Annotated in this window: 16 protein-coding genes; 11 read left to right on the plus strand and 5 right to left on the minus strand. The window is 36.9% G+C overall.

Annotated elements, in window-relative coordinates:
* The first annotated feature begins 95 nt into the window (after nucleotides 1-95).
* From SNE38_RS11335 to SNE38_RS11355, 5 genes are all read left to right on the plus strand, one after another.
* Complete coding sequence (locus tag SNE38_RS11335; protein ID WP_336046519.1) at nucleotides 96-983, plus strand: polysaccharide deacetylase family protein; 888 nt, start codon at nucleotides 96-98, stop codon at nucleotides 981-983.
* A 100-nt stretch (nucleotides 984-1083) separates the two neighbouring features.
* Nucleotides 1084-1920 carry a methyltransferase domain-containing protein gene (locus tag SNE38_RS11340; RefSeq protein ID WP_191704255.1) on the plus strand — a complete coding sequence of 279 codons (837 nt, stop codon included), beginning with the start codon at nucleotides 1084-1086 and terminating at the stop codon, nucleotides 1918-1920.
* A 6-nt stretch (nucleotides 1921-1926) separates the two neighbouring features.
* Nucleotides 1927-2814 carry an NAD-dependent epimerase/dehydratase family protein gene (locus tag SNE38_RS11345; RefSeq protein ID WP_191704256.1) on the plus strand — a complete coding sequence of 296 codons (888 nt, stop codon included), beginning with the start codon at nucleotides 1927-1929 and terminating at the stop codon, nucleotides 2812-2814.
* Nucleotides 2815-2881: 67 nt separating this feature from the next.
* Entirely contained in the window at nucleotides 2882-3484 is a 603-nt protein-coding gene (locus SNE38_RS11350; protein ID WP_191704257.1) for a lysophospholipid acyltransferase family protein, read from the plus strand.
* A 50-nt stretch (nucleotides 3485-3534) separates the two neighbouring features.
* On the plus strand, nucleotides 3535-3999 hold the full coding sequence (locus SNE38_RS11355; protein ID WP_191704258.1) for a low molecular weight protein-tyrosine-phosphatase: 465 nt from the start codon (nucleotides 3535-3537) through the stop codon (nucleotides 3997-3999).
* Nucleotides 4000-4039: 40 nt separating this feature from the next.
* Here the strand turns inward: SNE38_RS11355 and SNE38_RS11360 are convergent, their stop codons facing one another.
* Nucleotides 4040-5395, minus strand: a complete 1356-nt coding sequence (locus tag SNE38_RS11360) for a hypothetical protein (protein ID WP_336046520.1) — start codon at nucleotides 5393-5395, stop codon at nucleotides 4040-4042.
* Nucleotides 5388-5906 carry a sigma-70 family RNA polymerase sigma factor gene (locus SNE38_RS11365; protein ID WP_225223814.1) on the minus strand — a complete coding sequence of 173 codons (519 nt, stop codon included), beginning with the start codon at nucleotides 5904-5906 and terminating at the stop codon, nucleotides 5388-5390. Before SNE38_RS11365 ends, SNE38_RS11360 begins: the two co-directional genes overlap by 8 nt.
* Nucleotides 5907-6136: 230 nt before the next feature.
* Between SNE38_RS11365 and SNE38_RS11370 the strand changes: the two genes are divergently transcribed.
* The 6 genes from SNE38_RS11370 to SNE38_RS11395 all read left to right on the plus strand — a co-directional run bounded on the left by SNE38_RS11370 (nucleotide 6137) and on the right by SNE38_RS11395 (nucleotide 12706).
* Nucleotides 6137-6856 (plus strand): YebC/PmpR family DNA-binding transcriptional regulator, encoded by a 720-nt coding sequence (locus SNE38_RS11370; RefSeq protein ID WP_191704260.1) that lies wholly within the window; start codon nucleotides 6137-6139, stop codon nucleotides 6854-6856.
* 174 nt (nucleotides 6857-7030) lie between these two features.
* Complete coding sequence (locus tag SNE38_RS11375; RefSeq protein WP_336046521.1) at nucleotides 7031-8779, plus strand: methyl-accepting chemotaxis protein; 1749 nt, start codon at nucleotides 7031-7033, stop codon at nucleotides 8777-8779.
* 165 nt (nucleotides 8780-8944) lie between these two features.
* On the plus strand, nucleotides 8945-10642 hold the full coding sequence (locus SNE38_RS11380) for a M3 family oligoendopeptidase (RefSeq protein ID WP_336046522.1): 1698 nt from the start codon (nucleotides 8945-8947) through the stop codon (nucleotides 10640-10642).
* A gap of 147 nt (nucleotides 10643-10789) precedes the next feature.
* Nucleotides 10790-11878, plus strand: coding sequence for an AI-2E family transporter (locus SNE38_RS11385; RefSeq protein WP_336046523.1), 1089 nt, complete (start codon nucleotides 10790-10792; stop codon nucleotides 11876-11878).
* A gap of 115 nt (nucleotides 11879-11993) precedes the next feature.
* The gene (locus SNE38_RS11390) at nucleotides 11994-12458 is read left to right on the plus strand and encodes a hypothetical protein (RefSeq protein WP_191704264.1); all 465 of its coding nucleotides are present in this window, start codon (nucleotides 11994-11996) and stop codon (nucleotides 12456-12458) included.
* Between the two features lie 20 nt (nucleotides 12459-12478).
* Nucleotides 12479-12706, plus strand: coding sequence for a hypothetical protein (locus SNE38_RS11395; protein WP_336046524.1), 228 nt, complete (start codon nucleotides 12479-12481; stop codon nucleotides 12704-12706).
* Nucleotides 12707-13038: 332 nt separating this feature from the next.
* Here the strand turns inward: SNE38_RS11395 and SNE38_RS11400 are convergent, their stop codons facing one another.
* The 3 genes from SNE38_RS11400 to SNE38_RS11410 all read right to left on the minus strand — a co-directional run bounded on the left by SNE38_RS11400 (nucleotide 13039) and on the right by SNE38_RS11410 (nucleotide 16919).
* Nucleotides 13039-15156: an MMPL family transporter gene (locus tag SNE38_RS11400; protein WP_336046525.1), complete on the minus strand. Its 2118-nt coding sequence runs from the start codon at nucleotides 15154-15156 to the stop codon at nucleotides 13039-13041.
* A gap of 107 nt (nucleotides 15157-15263) precedes the next feature.
* On the minus strand, nucleotides 15264-16280 hold the full coding sequence (locus SNE38_RS11405) for an inorganic phosphate transporter (RefSeq protein ID WP_191704267.1): 1017 nt from the start codon (nucleotides 16278-16280) through the stop codon (nucleotides 15264-15266).
* A gap of 18 nt (nucleotides 16281-16298) precedes the next feature.
* Complete coding sequence (locus SNE38_RS11410; protein ID WP_191704268.1) at nucleotides 16299-16919, minus strand: DUF47 domain-containing protein; 621 nt, start codon at nucleotides 16917-16919, stop codon at nucleotides 16299-16301.
* Between the last annotated feature and the right edge of the window lie 17 nt (nucleotides 16920-16936).

A 16936-nucleotide genomic window follows, 5' to 3' on the forward strand; every position in this document is an offset into this window, starting at 1 on the left:
CTAATTTAAGAAAAATATGTTTTTTCTTGAATTTTATTAACTTTTTGCTATATTTATACGTCTAATATATAAAGTAAAGATTGGAGGGCAATAAGATGGGGAAAAAAATTGGCCTACTTGGTATTTTGTTTAGTTTCTTGTTAGTTGTTCAAGGTTACCGGTTTTGGACAGACGTACCATCCACATTTGCAGAGAGCGGGATGGTTACGATAAGCATAACTTACTCTGAACAGGTGGCTTTCGACCGTTTTATTAATAAAGCATCAAGTACAAGTGAATTAGTGAAACCCTTTTATTTATTTAATGGAGGGCTAACGCGGAGCATTCAAAACTGTGATGAATACATAGAGGTTGAAAAAATACTAGAAGACAAGAAGTGGCCTACCAATAAGCAAGGGAATGAACAGAGCCAACCGATTAGTGGAGATAATAAGGGAAAAAGAATTGCGCTCACATTTGATGATGGTCCACATCAATCGGTGACCAATCAAATTTTATTAACGCTTCAAAAACATGAAGTGAAGGCGACATTTTTTGTGCTTGGGCAAAATGTTGTGAAGCATCCTGAAATCGTAAAAAAGGCAGATGCATCTGGGCATGAAATCGCCAACCATTCATGGGGGCATAAAAATTTAACCAAGCTAAACGTAAGCCAAATGCAAGAGGAAATCAATCGGGCAAACGAGGCAATCTGTGATGCAATCGGGAAATATCCCACAATGTATAGACCACCATTTGGAGCGATTAACGAGACGGTACGAGAAGTAATTGAGTTAACCCCGGTTTTATGGAATATTGATACGCTCGATTGGCATCATAAAACGCCGGCAAAAACGTTGGCGAACTTGAAGGCCCAGGCAAAGAATGATGGTATTATTTTAATGCATGATATTCATCAACAATCGGCAGAAGCTTTGGAAGATGTTATTCTATATTTAAAAGAGGAAGGCTATGAATTTGTGACAACAAGCCAATTATTATAGTGTGAGAGTTTCTAAAGGAAGTAGTGAGGGCTATTTCCTTTTTTTATTTTTATCAGTTTATGGTACGATACAAGCGAACACATACGAAGGAGGATCCGTCGTGGGTCTATTATCAAAACGAGCGTTAAGTATTCAACAATTTCAATTAAACAGTAAAATTTTTGCTTGTCCTTTTTGTAAACAGCAAATGAATATGAGTGATGAAGGGAAAATGAGCTGTGCCTTGAATCATACATTTGATGTAGCAAAGCAAGGTTATTTATATATGTTAAATCGACCAGTACAGTCGATGTATGGTAAAGAGCTATTCGTATCACGGCATACGATTATTAATGCGGGGATATATGACAAAGTGCAAAAAGCGATTGCCAGTGAAATCAAACAGCAAAACCCGGTCATTTTAGATACAGGGTGTGGAGAAGGTTCCCATTTACACCGCATCTGTGAGCAATTGGACGGTGCTGTTGGTATCGGAATCGATATTTCAAAAGAAGGAATCATGGCCGCTGCCAAGTTTTATAACGAACAGCTTTGGTGCGTGGGTGATTTGGCAAATAGTCCATATAATGAGCAATCCTTTGATGCCATACTCAATATTTTATCACCTGCCAACTATGAAGAATTTAAACGATTGCTTAAGCCAGGAGGAAAAGTTATTAAAGTTGTTCCCCAGGAAAATTATTTAATGGAGCTACGCAAGCAAGCCTTTGCAGATTCTGAAAAGGAAAGCTATACAAATGCTCAAACTGTGGAACGTTTTAAGACAGCCTTTGGACATGTTGAAGTGAAGCGTATTACGTATACCGTCCCACTTGAAGCGCATCTAGTACAAAACTTACTCGAAATGACACCAATGGGTTGGCACATTGAAGAAAAAGAGAATATTCAATTACGGGAAATTACAATTGATTTAGATTTATTAATTGGAATGGAGTGATGATGGATGAAGAAAATTTTAGTATTAGGTGGAACACGTTTTTTTGGAAGGAAATTAGTAGATTTATTACTGGAGCAAAAGCATGAAGTAACGATTGTAACGCGAGGGGTTTCTGAAAATCCGTTTGGTGAAGCGGTGGAACATATTAAAGTCGACCGCAAAGAAAAGGCTGCGTTTGAGAAAGCTTTGGAAAATCGCACTTTTGATATTGTTTACGATAATATTTGCTATTCACCGAATGAAGCGAAGCAACTATGTGACATGTTTAAAGGAAAAATCGGTAAACTTGTTTTCACCTCTACATTAGCTACATATGAGGCAGATGGTATGCCCCATGCAGAGGGGGATTTTGACCCAACTTCATATGAAATCGTAATGGGTGATACGCATGAATTTACTTACGGTGAAGGAAAGCGTTTAGCGGAAGCGGTCTTTTATAGATTTGCCGATTTCCCTGTCGTGGCTGTTCGCTTCCCGATTGTGATGGGTGAGGATGATTATACGCGCCGCTTGCATTTCCATATTGAGCGCATCGTAAATAATGAGCCGATTGGATTTAGTAATATGGATGCTGAAATGTCGTTCATTCAAGCAACAGAAGCAGCAAGATTTTTAATGTGGGCAGGAATGGGAAATGTTGAAGGACCGATTAATGCTACGGCGAATGGTGTTATAGCATTAAAAGATTTGATTTCACTTATAGAAGAAAAAACGGGTGAACGTGCAAAAATAGCACTGCTCGGTACTGAAGAAATCCGTTCACCATATGCAATCCCTGCTTCATGGTATATGAAAAATGATAAATCACAGCAACTAGGATTTAAATTTAGTCATATTGATGATTGGTTGCCTCAGTTAGTCGAAGAAATTGCAAAATCTACACCAAAACAGTAATGATTGTATAGCAATACGACTATAGATTACAATAGATTGAGAATCAAACATAAGGTAGGAATGAAAAGTGTATAAATTTATTGCAAATATTGTATATGGTATTTTAGGGGTTAACGGGTCAAAGGCAAAGGTATATGGGAAAGAAAATATACCGAAAGAAGGAGGCTTTGTCATTGCTTGTACACATAATGGCTATATCGACATTTTAAATTTGGGAATATCGATGTTGCCACGAGAAGTACATTTTATGGCTAAAAAGCAATTGTTCGATGTTAAAGGCATAGGTTGGCTTATTAAAAGGCTGAACGCATTTCCGGTCGATCGTGATAATCCAGGGCCTAGTGTAATTAAAATCCCTCGACAACTTATTAAAGAGGGAAAGGTTGTAGGGATATTCCCAAGTGGTACAAGAAGCTCTGAAAACTCAGAATTAAAAGCCGGTGCCGTGACAATCGCCCAGCTGGCTAAGGCAGAAATTGTGCCGGCTGCCTATATCGGTCCGAAAAATGCAAAGGGTGTATTCAAACGTCAAAAAGGCTATTTGATTTACGGCAAGCCATTTACAGTGGAATCGGGAAAAGAAGGTCGTGAACAATCGGTACAGTTTTTGGAACAAGAGCTCAACCGACTGACTGCCCACCTTAAAGAATTGCATCCAGAGGTAAAATAATAGAAGCTGCCAAAATTTTTTTGGCGGCTTCTTTATGAGGAGGAGTCAATATGAAACAAGTGTTATTCGTATGCTTAGGAAATATTTGCCGTTCTCCAATGGCAGAGGCGGTTATGCGTGATTTAATAGAAAAGCGCGGTTTGTCCGATCAGATTAAAGTCGATTCAGCAGGAACGAGCAACTACCATATCGGCGAACCGCCACACAAAGGGACAAAGGCAAAACTACAGGAATTCGGCATTACTACAAGTGGGATGCAAGCTCGCCAGTTACGAAGCTCCGATTTGCATAACTTTGATTATATTGTGTGTATGGATGAAAGTAATGTAGCTAATACAATTGAAATGCTACGTGCAGAAGGGGATGTAAAAATATTTCGCTTCCTTGATTTAACTACTCATAAGAAGGATGTTCCTGACCCATGGTATACAGGCGACTTCCAGGAAACTTATGAACTTTGTTTGGAAGGGTGCGAGGCACTACTGAACCGAATTTTGGACGACTTTAAAAAATAAAATAGCGGGGCTGATGAAGACATCAGTCCCGCTATTTATTTTAGTATGGTAATGAAACTTCGATAATTTTGGTTTTTTGCTGTTTTGTCTGTCGCCATTTATAGATTGTTGGCGATTCATAGTTTTCAATATCAGGCACTTCCGCTTGGATTGTCTTGTCATCTATCCATTCATAATGAAAAATTGGGTACCATGGATGAGTAAAATAATCTTGCTTAGAGCTTGGCAGATTGACTTCCATCTTATCGATATTGAGCACGTGAAGCATTGCTCGAGGAAGTAAAGTGTCTTCATAATATTCATCAAGGGTAATGGACATTAAGATGTTTTCATAATTTGGTGACAGCTTGAAGCTCTGTAATTTACCCCAAACTAAACTGCCGAATGTAATATCCTCACCAAGCCTTTTAACGAATGCATTTTCACAATATTGTTCTAGACAATTATATTTGAAAACGCCAATTTCTGTATCTTTATCTGTAAATAGAGGTTCATACGTCAATTCAAAGTTATCTGCCTCATATTTGTATAGTAAAAGTTGGTTTAAAAATGTCAACTGATAAAACGGGATCTCTTCTACTGTATTATTCAAAGTGTTTTTAAACGAAATGACTTTCTCTTTATTTATTGTTGGTAGTTCATTGATTGATCCTAATAATGATAATATTTCATGGCCATCATTCGTAATAAACTGCTTGGCAACAAGTCCGTCGCCATTATCGTAATAAAAGAAGTTTTTCCCTCCCTCAATCTCCTTGGTAATTTGTACTAAGTTATCGTACTCCTTGTATGGTGTTATAAGTTTTACTGGATACGACATCGCCTGCCCTTCAAATGTGAAACCATCCTTTACAGGCAATTTTATAATAGTTTGTATAGGGTCTAGCTGGTTTAACTGTGTTAAGGTAAAAGACTTTTTTTCAAATTCCATAATTTCCTCATACACAAGTTCTATCGCATCAGTTTTTATACGATAAACTTTTTGCATTACTGCTCCAGTATTATCTTCCAATATTTCAACATATTCATCGGACAGCCAGGTCGTTGTTTCTGTAAACCCTGCATATTCATTTCCCATTCCTAAGAAGTAAGCAACATCGCCGTCCTCTTTAAAATATTTTTGTAATGGTAATTCTTCTATCGTTTCTTTGATTTCTTCATCTACAGGTACGGTTGGGGTCGTTTGGCTGAAGTCATTTAGGGACCATGGATTCATCACAAGAATTGTAAGGGTAATCATCGCTAAAAAGATTACAAATGTTGCATAGTATAAACGGTTGGATTTTTTGAATGGCTGCTTTTGCCGTTTTCGAACGTTTACTTTTGCCATTACTTGTTCCGATCTTTTAGATGTGGAGCCCATTTTTTTATTGAGCTGACGTTTTATTTCATTCATTGGCAAGCACCTCCCATTCCTCTGAAGATAGTTTTTCCTTTAATAATTGTCTTGCTCTCCGCATCCTCGTTTTTACAGTGTTATCGGATATCCTTAATAAACTTGCAACTTCCAGGACGGAAAGCTCCTCATAATAGTAGTGAACAATGACTTCCCTTAAAGGTATAGGCAATTGTAAAATTGCTTCTGCAATATCGAGCCGTTCTGCTTGTTGAAGCATTTTTTGTGGATCTATTTTTGTTTGAAAAAAATGGTTTGTTAATTGTTGCTTTCGGTATGTCCAGCTTTTTAAATAGTCTTTGCTCTTATTTATAACAATGCGTACAAGGTAAGTTTTTAACGAAGCGCGTTCTTCAAACTGTTCGAACTTAACGTAATACGATAAAAAGGAGTCCTGCACAATATCCTCTGCCACTTGCCAATCCTTCACATATAAAAAGGCAATGCGGAGCAAATAATCGCTATACGTTTCCATTACTTGTTGAAATGCTTGCTCATCGGAAAGCATCATACAATAAGCACTCCTTTCTATTGATTTATTCATTAGACGAATCAGATGTAGCATTCGTTTTAGTAAACAATAAATTTTAAAATGTATTAAGAAAAAATGCTACAGGTTTTACATTTTTTTGAGAAGGCAATTTAATTTTTTTTAGACTTTATGTATAATGAGTAAGTTAAATAATATTTTTTCGTTTTTAAATAATGTGATGAATAGATAATCGAAAGAGAGTGGATATAATGGGTCGTAAATGGAATAACATTAAAGATAAAAAAGCTGGGAAAGATGCAGCTAACAGTCGTATTTATGCGAAATTTGGCCGTGAAATTTATGTAGCAGCTAAATCAGGTGAACCAAATCCAGAATCAAACCGAGCGTTAAAAACAGTTTTAGAACGTGCGAAAACATATTCAGTGCCAAAGCATATTATTGAAAAAGCAATCGATAAAGCAAAAGGTGGCGGCGATGAGCAATTCGATGAGTTACGCTATGAAGGTTTTGGTGTAGCGGGTACAATGGTTATCGTTGATGCACTAACAAACAATGTAAATCGTACAGCTTCAGAAGTACGTGCTGCATTCGGTAAAAACGGCGGAAATATGGGTGTATCAGGCTCTGCGGCACATATGTTCCAAAATACTGCTGTATTCGGTATTGAAGGCAAAACAGAAGATGAAATTCTTGAAATCTTAATGGAAGCTGACTTGGATATGCGCGATATTATGGAAGAAGAAGGAACTATTATCGTATACGTTGAGCCGGAGCAATTCCATGCAACACAGGAAGCATTTAAGGCAGCGGGTATAGAAGAATTTACCGTTGCAGAGTTAACGATGCTACCAATGACAGAAGTAGCATTAGCAGGCGATGATCTAGTGAAATTTGAAAAGATGATCGATGCACTGGAAGATTTAGAAGACGTACAGCGTGTGTACCATAACGCTGATTTAGGAGAATAATTATTCTAGCCCAAAATATAAAATTTTGGGCTTTTTTTAATGCTTATATAGGTAAATTTGTACAATATTTATACTAAATGTTAATGAATATGTTGGATTAAGCAGAATTGGTTGTATTTAACATTCGAATAATTCAAAATACATATATTATGAATAAACTAGGAGACGAAGCATATGAAAAAAAGGGATAAACTTGGTACTAGAATCATAGCGATAATTGGTATTATTTTTGCAGTGATTCTATTACTAAATATAGCTTTAATGAACTACAACTCCTCACAATCCGTAGAGTCAGCTGTTAAAGAACGTACGGTTGAAGTAGCGAGTAATATTGTAAATTTCATTGATATAGAAAAGTATGAGCAGTTAATTAATAATCCAGGCGAAAATGAAGTTTATTGGGAATTGCGTGAAGAGCTTAATGCCCTACGTGAATATAACGGTGTGTTATATGCGTACACGTATTTTGTTCCAGAAAAAGATGGGGATGTCATATTTTTAGTAGATGGTATGCCAGCAGATGATATAGAGGGGGCTGGAAAAATAGGTGATCCTTCTTCTGCGACAAAATATGAGCATATCGAATCTGTAATAAGAGAAGGGCGCTATGCTACGGATATTTTAAGTAACAATTTCGGTGAATATATCACAGGTATTGTCCCTGTGAAAAACGCTTCAGGAGAAACAATTGCTTACTTAGGTGTCGATATCGATGCTTCATATATTGCATCCTTAACAGGTAATGTTGCAAAGCAAGTAGTTCCATTGATGGCAATTATATTTATCGTAATTATTAGTGGAGCCTTAATTGGTATTTATGCCTATATACGTCGTGCGTTATTACCTTTAGTTACTTTAAATGTAGCTGCTGAGCATTTAGCTTCAGGGGATATTGCTCAATCAAAAGCAGTTATTGAAGGTATGAAATTTAAAACGAATAATGAGATTATGGCATTCGCCACAAATTTCCAAAACTCATTAGGTGATTTATCGACAACTTTCCAGATTCTCAAGGACCGAACAAATGGTTTAACAGAAGTAGTTGATATGATTGAAGCATCGACTGCGAGTGTTAATACCTCCAATGAAAAAATGGTAGAAAATATTGCAACGATTTCTCAAAGTGGAGCAATGCAAAAAGTAAGTAATACAGAAGTAAATGCAGCGATGAGCGAAATGGCGATTGGTATTCAAAAGCTTGCCGACACAATTAGTGAAATAGCAGAAATATCAACAGATATGACAAGTACCGTGGAAATTGGTGCACAGAACGCAGAAAAGGTTATAGCTCAAATTCAAGGGGTAGAAAACTCGGTAGAAAATACTTCAAGCCTCGTGAAAGATATGGGTGAAAGCTTCCAATCCATTAAAGAGATGGTCAACGTTATTACGAGTATTGCAGATCAGACAAACTTATTAGCGCTTAATGCAGCAATAGAAGCTGCTAGAGCTGGAGAAGCAGGGAAAGGATTTGCTGTTGTTGCTGATGAAGTGAAAAAACTGGCTGAAATGTCTCGTCATTCTGCAGAAGAAATTTCAGGACATCTTCAAAAATTCTCGACGATTACAAATAAAGTTTTAGTTGAGATGGATATGACAACATCAGATGTAAAAGAAGGGACAATTGCGGTAGGAGAAATTGGTCAACAATTACATCAAATTTTAGATTCAGTTTTAGAAGTAAATAACCGGATTCAGGATGACTCAGCCGTTGTAGAGCAAATGTCTGCAGGTGCAGAACAAATTTTAGCTTCTACTGAAGAAATGAGCGGCTTAGTGAATAATACTTCAGACAATGCAAAAAATTTAGCTTATGTTTCAGATGAACAAACACAAGTAGTAGATGATTTAACAAAAGCCGTTACTCAATTAGACGAGCATTCTCAACAAGTTGTGTTAGAAATGAATAAGTTTAAAATATAAAGATATTGATTGTTTCATAAATGATAAACAGTGGCGACAATTCTCCACTGTTTATTTTTTCATTTCACTAGAAATGGTTAAATATTCTGAAATTAATTGCAATTCCTGGCAATATAATAAATAATAAAAGAGTGAATTTCGAATTATTAGATGGGGTGAATGAGTTTGGTAACATTTAAAGATTTTGAATATATACGTCCAGATTTTGAACAAATGAAAGAACAAAACGAGGCACTATTAGAAGAGTTTAAAGCTGCAACTACAGTAGATGAACAAAGCGAAGTTATAGAAAAATTAAATGCATTCCGCAATACATTTTCAACAATGGCTAATATCGTATATGTACGCGCTTCAATTGATACGAATGATGACTATTATCAAAAAGAGCGGGACTTTATTGATGAAGTAAGTCCAATGGTAGATGAGCTTGTTTTTAATTACTATACAGAGCTTGTAAAATCGCCATTTCGTGATCAGTTGGAAGAAAAATGGGGTACACAGCTATTTGCTTTAGCAGAAAACTTATTAAAAGGTTTCTCGCCTAAAGTTATAGAGCTTATGCAAAAGGAAAATAGATTAACATCTGAATACAGTAAGCTAGTTGCTTCAGCTCAGATTGAATTTGACGGCAAAACGTTGACATTGGCACAACTGGGACCATATGCAGAATCTACCGAGCGCGAAGTACGTAAAGCAGCCCGTAAAGCGACTGCAGACTTTTATGCTTCCAATAAGGAAAAATTTGATCAAATTTATGATGATTTAGTAAAGCTGCGCCATAAAATCGCGACAAAATTAGGCTTCAAAAACTATGTGGAACTTGGCTATGTCAATATGAACCGTATTGACTACAATGCGGAGATGGTCGCAAAATTCCGCGAGCAAGTGCGCGAAAATATCGTGCCGCTTGCAACAAAACTATACGAGCGCCAAGCTGAACGCATCGGTGTGGAAGACTTTAAATTCTATGATGAGGGCTTAACTTTCTTAACAGGAAATGCTGTACCACAAGGTGATCCGCAATGGATTATTGATAATGGTAAAAAAATGTACGAAGAACTATCTAAAGAAACAGGCGAGTTCTTCAACTATATGATCGAGCATGACCTGATGGATTTAGTTGCGAAAAAAGGTAAGGAGAGCGGTGGATACTGCACGTTTATTGAAGACTATGAATCTCCGTACATCTTCTCGAACTTTAATGGCACATCAGGAGATATCGATGTACTGACACATGAGGCAGGGCATGCATTCCAAGTATATTCAAGCCGAAACATTGGCATTCCAGAATACTTATGGCCGACATATGAGTCAGCAGAAATTCATTCAATGAGTATGGAGTTCTTCACATGGCCATGGATGGAGCTATTTTTCGAGCATCAAACAGATAAGTATAAGTTCTCACATTTAAGCAGCGGATTACTATTCTTACCGTATGGTGTAGCAGTAGATGAGTTCCAGCATATTGTGTATGAAAATCCAGAAATGACACCAGCTGAGCGTAATGGTGCATGGAAGGAAATCGAAGCGAAATATTTACCGCATCGTAATTATGATGGTCATGATTATTTAGAGTCAGGTGCTTTTTGGCAACGACAAGGACATATATATTCAAGTCCATTCTATTATATCGATTATACGTTAGCGCAAATTTGTGCATTCCAATTTTGGAAACGTTCGCGCGAGGATTTTGAAGGAGCGTGGAAGGACTATCTTCACCTATGTGGTCTAGGTGGTTCGTTTGCTTTCACAAAACTTGTTGAAGAAGCGGGTTTAATCTCTCCATTTGAGGATGGTTGTGTAGAATCAGTTATTGGCACGATTGAAGATTATTTAAATTCAATAGATGATAAAAAGCTATAGTAAATAAAAAGGATTGTTTTGCAAAAATTCAGTTGCAAAACAATTCCTTTTTATTTTGTATTTTATGAAGCTTTATGGCATGCTAAAACGTACATAATCTATAGTGATTAAGAAAAGAAAAAGAGAGTTGAGAAAGAGAGTGAGCCGATGACAAGGAAGCTGTGGTTTCAAGTTGGGGTAGGAATTTTAATTACTTTATTAATTATCAAATATTTCATTGAAATTCATACGATTTTTAATCCGATTATCATCATTTTTACGACAATTCTTGTACCGTTATTACTGGGTGGGGTGCTCTATTATATTTCAGAGCCGTTACAGCGTATATTGGAAAAACGGGGAATGCCGAGATGGGGAAGTTTAATAACAATTGTTCTTATAATTGCCGGTTTATTCGCAAGTTTTTTGATTTTAGTTGGTTCTCCAATTGCAACCCAAGTAAACAGACTTGTAGAAAATGCACCAACAATTGCTAAGGATATTGAAAAAACAGCTGATTTTATTTTAGACAATAAGGAAAATATTCCGATGTTACCTCCGCAGGTAGAAGAGTTTATCGGGTCGGTAACCAATTCCATTCAAGACATTGCTGTCGCAAGTAGTAAATATCTTATGTCCTTCTTAAGTGGAGCGGTTACGGTAACATTAACATTAGTATTAGCGCCGTTCTTCTATATTTTTATGTTGAAAGACCATGAAAAGTTTGCTCCTCAAATTTATGGTATATTTTCCGGGGAACGCCGCACGTGGGTGAAGAAAACATTAGAAGATATTGATAACGTATTAAGAAGCTATGTACAAGGGCAAGTATTGGTCAGCTTTTTACTCGCGATCATGATGTACATTGGTTATTTAATCATTGGTTTGGAGTATTCATTATTACTTGCTTTATTTGCATTTTTCATGAATATGATTCCATTTATCGGTCCGTGGATTTCCCTTGTACCGGCAGTGATTGTAGCATTGATTTATGATCCGTTTGACGTTATTTGGGTTGCTGTTATAACACTTGTGGCCCAGCAAGTAGAAAGTAACTTAATTACACCAAATGTTATGGGACGCTCTTTGGATATTCACCCGTTGACAGTAATTTCAATCGTATTGGCAGCAGGAAATATCGCTGGATTTATCGGAATTTTAATCGCCATTCCTACGTACTGTGTCATTAAAGTAATCGTTCAGAATATTTATGAAGAACGTAAACAAATTAAAGAGACAGCCAATAAGACAGTATAGTTTATTTTATATTGCTAAATTGCGGGGTATATGTGACAAACATATGCTTCGCTTTTTAATTTTCGCTGGACGCGGTATACTTAATAATTGAAAAGACATTTAAAAGGAGCATACAATGCTAACATTTGAACAAAAACAAGAAATTATTGAATCATTCCCACAGCTGACAAAAAAGGAAATTTCGTTAAAGCGTGTGAATTATCACTTTGAAGAAAGTCTTTATGAAAAAACAATTGTTGTAGAAAAGCTTCATCCTAACGGCAATGGCTTTGTTTTCGTGGGAGACTTATTAAAATATGAAAAAGAAGCGAGCGACAATGGACTTGTGAACATTCGTGATTATGATGAAGAAGCGCTACGTGAAATTGTACGTGATGCCATCGACTATTTATCTGAAGAAGAAGTAGAGGACTTGCCTATTATCGAGACATGGGTATCTCGTGAAGGTACGAAGCTGAATCTCGAATTTAATGATCGTTCTTGGAATATTTATCACCAGGGAAATTTAGAGGAAACATTCGGTACGCGTGAAGACGCTGTCGCTTATTTACGTGAAGATGGTTTCCGACTTTCAAAATAGATAAGTGGGGGTTATGAAGGATGGGGCAAGAGCAACAATCAAAAGAGATGTCAGGGAATAAAATGGTGAAAATTATCATCGGTATAATTTTAATTGCTTCCATCATTATCGTTGTTGCGATTCAAGCATTCTACATGCTGTGGGAGCCTAAAGAGCCAAAGCAAATTGAACAACAAAACGAAACTAAGCAGCCAAGCTATTCGAAATCGGCACAAAATTTTTATGAAGAGCTACTTTATTTAGGTTAATATAGTGAGCTAATCCCTCTTGTTGTTTATACGACGAGAGGGACTTTTAATAGTAGTCTGCGGTTTTCTAATAAGTAGACTGACGTTTCTAAAATATTTTCAAAATATCTAATATAAGTGCGGCTTTCTAATATCCAAGCGCGGTGTGCTAATAAGTGTTAGAGATGTTCTAATATAGGCTGTAGGTTTTCTAAAATCATCTCCAGTTGTTCTAATATCCGTATAGTTTGTTCAAATAAAATCATCCGCCTCCAACGTAAGACCAAAAGAGATTCTGCATAAAAAAGCCATCCATCCCGATTATGAGGATGGATGACTATTTTACTTTCGTCCTATTTCGGTCTCGTGTCTTTTCTAAACGGCAGCCACCAGTTCCAATCGCCGAACAGCTTCATGAAACTAGGGACAAGCATGAGTCGGATAATTGTTGCATCAATGGCAATAGCTATTGCAATACCGACACCAATTTGTTTAACAGGCATTACATCAGTAAATGCAAATGCGCCAGTAATGACAATCATAATGAGTGCCGCTGAAGTAATGATTTTACTTGTTGAGACAAGTCCATCTATTGTTGCCTTTGTATTTGTCGCCCCTTTTAAATATTCCTCTTGAATACGGGAAATTAAAAATACCTCGTAGTCCATACTTAATCCGAATACTAAACAGAATATAAGAACAGGAACAATCAACACAAGTGTTGTTGCTTCCAAACCGAAATGCCCATATTGGAATATGTAGACGAGAATCCCAAACGTTGCACCAAGCCCTAAAATGTTCATGATAATCGCCTTTAATGGAATTAAAATCGATCGGAATGCCACCATTAAAATAAAGAAAGTTGAAACGATGATAATCGCAATTGCAATAAGTACCTTACTTGCTATTTCATCAAATATTTCCTGGTTGAACTTAGCTTGACCAGACAATGCGAAATCAACGCCTAAATCTTTATCCATCCAGTCGCGTACAAAATCCTGTGCTTCTGAAGTTGCACCAGTTGTATTTAAATAGGCCACCATATACATTTTATCTTCTTTAATAAAGTTATCAGCAACTTCATCGAGTACTCCCGGCGCTTGTGGGTTACTATTTGCCATTTCCCACATTTCAGCAGATTCAATATTTGCCACCGTAAACATAGAAGTTACCCGGTCTACCATTGGATCATCTAATAGCTGCTGTTGAATATCGAATATTTTTTCGCGTCCTTCTTTCGTATCCCAGTCATCATAGTTTTCAGCAAGCAAGAAGACAGGTGTATTTTCAGCTATGCCAAATTCTTCATCCAGTTTATCAAAAGTTTGGCGAGATTCATAAGAAGTCGGTAATGACTCCGTTGAAGGAATCGTTAACTCAATATCTTTAATCGGTACCATTGCAATGATTAGAAGGATAACGGCAACGAAAATAATAGTGATGGGACGCTTCATAACGAAAGCGGCAAATTTTTGCCAACGAGAGGCAGTCGGCTTGATACGGAGAATACGTCCTTTATTTAAACGATCACCGAGCAGAATAAGAGTTGCAGGTAAAAGAGTTAGCCCTGTTAATACCGCCAATAGCACAACAATTGTTCCACCCAATGCAATATTCATGAAAATCTCAACATCGATGACAACCATAGCACCGAGTCCGATCATGACACAAAGCGCGGAGAATATAATCGAGCGCCCTGCTGTTTGGATGGCGATTTGTACAGATTGTTCAATTGACTGTGTATTGCGCTCTTCACGATAACGATTTATTAATAATAAAGCAAAATCGATGCTTAACGCCAAACCGAGCATTGGTACAATATTTAATACGAAAATGGATAGGTTAACTGAATCCCCTAAAAGTGTCAAAATACCGAGTGTCATTACAACAGTTGCACCACCAACAAAAATTGGCAGTAATGAAGCAACAATAGTACCGAATGCAAGTAGTAAGACAATCAATGCAATAGGTAAACCAATTGTCTCTGCTTTAATTAAATCATTTTGGCTAGCTAGATTAATATCTTTTGAAATAACAGGTTCGCCCGTAATGGAAATGCCATTATTTTCTCCAAGCTTTTCCCTCAGTTCGTCAATAATAGGGAAATAATCGACGACTGTATTATCAAATTCTAAAAGACCGTAAGCAAAATCATTGTTATTTAATTCTTCCACACCTATTGGGGAGGTAATAGTTTGTATTTCCTCGATCGTTTCTAAACTTTCAAGTGCCGAATTGATTTCTTCTTCGGTTTTATCTTCAAACAATACGAAAATCGTTTTTGCAGGAAGATTGAAAGTTTCGGAAAGTTCATCTGTTACATAAGAATGATCCCCATCATAAAAAAATCCATCCCCTTGTAGTTTAGCGGGAAGTTGTAGTGCCAAATAGGCAAGAATGACTAAAAGCGTACACCATATAATAACTATGGGCTTTGCGAACTTTGTGACAAATGCTGCGAACTGTTTCATCTAATACCGCCTTTCTTTCTCAGTAATTACAGTGTAATAGATTCCTGGAAAAAAAGAAAAGAGGGAGGTTTGCCCGAAAGAAATTTCGGAACATACCTACCCTCCAACTAAAAGAATATGTTTAATATTGTGTAAATAACTGCTGCCATGACAGCAGAGATAGGCATTGTAATAATCCAAGTAGTGACTATTTTACGAGCCATTCCCCAGTTTACGCCTTTAACATTTTGAGCCGCACCAACACCCATAATCGCAGATGAAATAACATGTGTTGTAGATACCGGTAAATGGATTAGTGTTGCCCCAAAAATAATCGATGCAGAAGAAATATCGGCTGCTGCACCATTTACAGGGCGGATTTTCATGATTTTCCCGCCGACTGTTTTAATAATTTTATAACCACCAATTGATGTACCTAGACCCATTGCTAAAGCACAGGCGAAACGTACCCAGCTTTGCACATCATCAGTCGTTTGCCAATTGGCTGCAATAAGTGCCATTGTAATAATACCCATTGCTTTTTGCGCATCGTTTGTACCGTGCGTAAATGACTGGATCGCAGCTGTAAAAATTTGCATAATACGGAAGCCCTTATTTGTTTTATAAAGATTCATATCTTTAAAAAGGAATTTCATAAGTGTCATCATAATATATCCGACAGTAATAGCGATGATTGGTGAAGCTAATAAAGCGATAAGAATTTTAGAAAAGCCACTATAATTTAAAACACCAATTCCAGATGCTGCAATGGCTGCACCGGCAATTGAACCAATCAATGTATGTGAAGAACTTGATGGAATCCCAAAATACCAAGTGACTAAGTTCCAAGTAATCGCAGATAATAATGCTGCTAGTATAACAACAGAACCGATTAATGGTGCATCAGGGGTTGATAATGCAAATGGATCAACAATATCTGATGCAATCGCTTTTGCTACGCCTACGAATGTAATGGCACCTAAAAAGTTCATGATTGCTGCCATGATTACCGCTACTCGAGGTGGTAGGGCACGTGTAGAAACAGATGTTGCAATCGCATTTGCAGTATCATGAAAACCATTAATGAAGTCAAATGCAAGTGCAAAAAAGACTACTAAGACGGTAATGATAAGTAGTGTGTTCATAAAAGGACTCCCTATATTTTACGCGTTACGCATAATGATTGTTTCAATTGTGTTTGCCACTGTTTGACAGTAGTCAGCAATTTCTTCTAACTGCTCATAGATGTCTTTAAACTTAATTAAACGAATTGGATCTTTTTCATTTAAAAATAATTTTTTTATAGAAGAACGTAATACTTCATCGCATTCGCGCTCATAATCTTTAATTAAAATTGCATGCTGGCGCATACCAACAAGATCCTTTTTGTTTAATAGCTCCATTGCTTTTACAATTTCATCAGTTGATTTGGCAATATAGGCTAGGAAATTACGCATCGAGTCATCGATTTCTGTTAAAGAGAACATTTCAAAATGTCCGATTGTGCCTTCTGTTCCATCTAAAACATCATCCATACGGATAGCTAATGACAAAATATCTTCACGCTCGATAGGCGTCATAAATGACTTGTTAAGCATAACGATCAATTCATGTATTAATTTATCGCCCGCTGTTTCATATTGTTTCATTCGAATACTAATTTCTTTTAAATCTGCAACCGTCTCGATACGGAAATCATTTGCATAGTGAATGCCTTCACGCATATTTTCAGCAATTTTCAATAATGCCGAGAAAAACGGGTCTTGCTTCTTTGAACTAAACATGGAATTGCCTCCTGAAT

Source organism: Solibacillus ferritrahens, from assembly GCF_037027585.1.
In the GTDB taxonomy this organism is placed as follows: Bacteria; Bacillota; Bacilli; order Bacillales_A; family Planococcaceae; genus Solibacillus; species Solibacillus ferritrahens.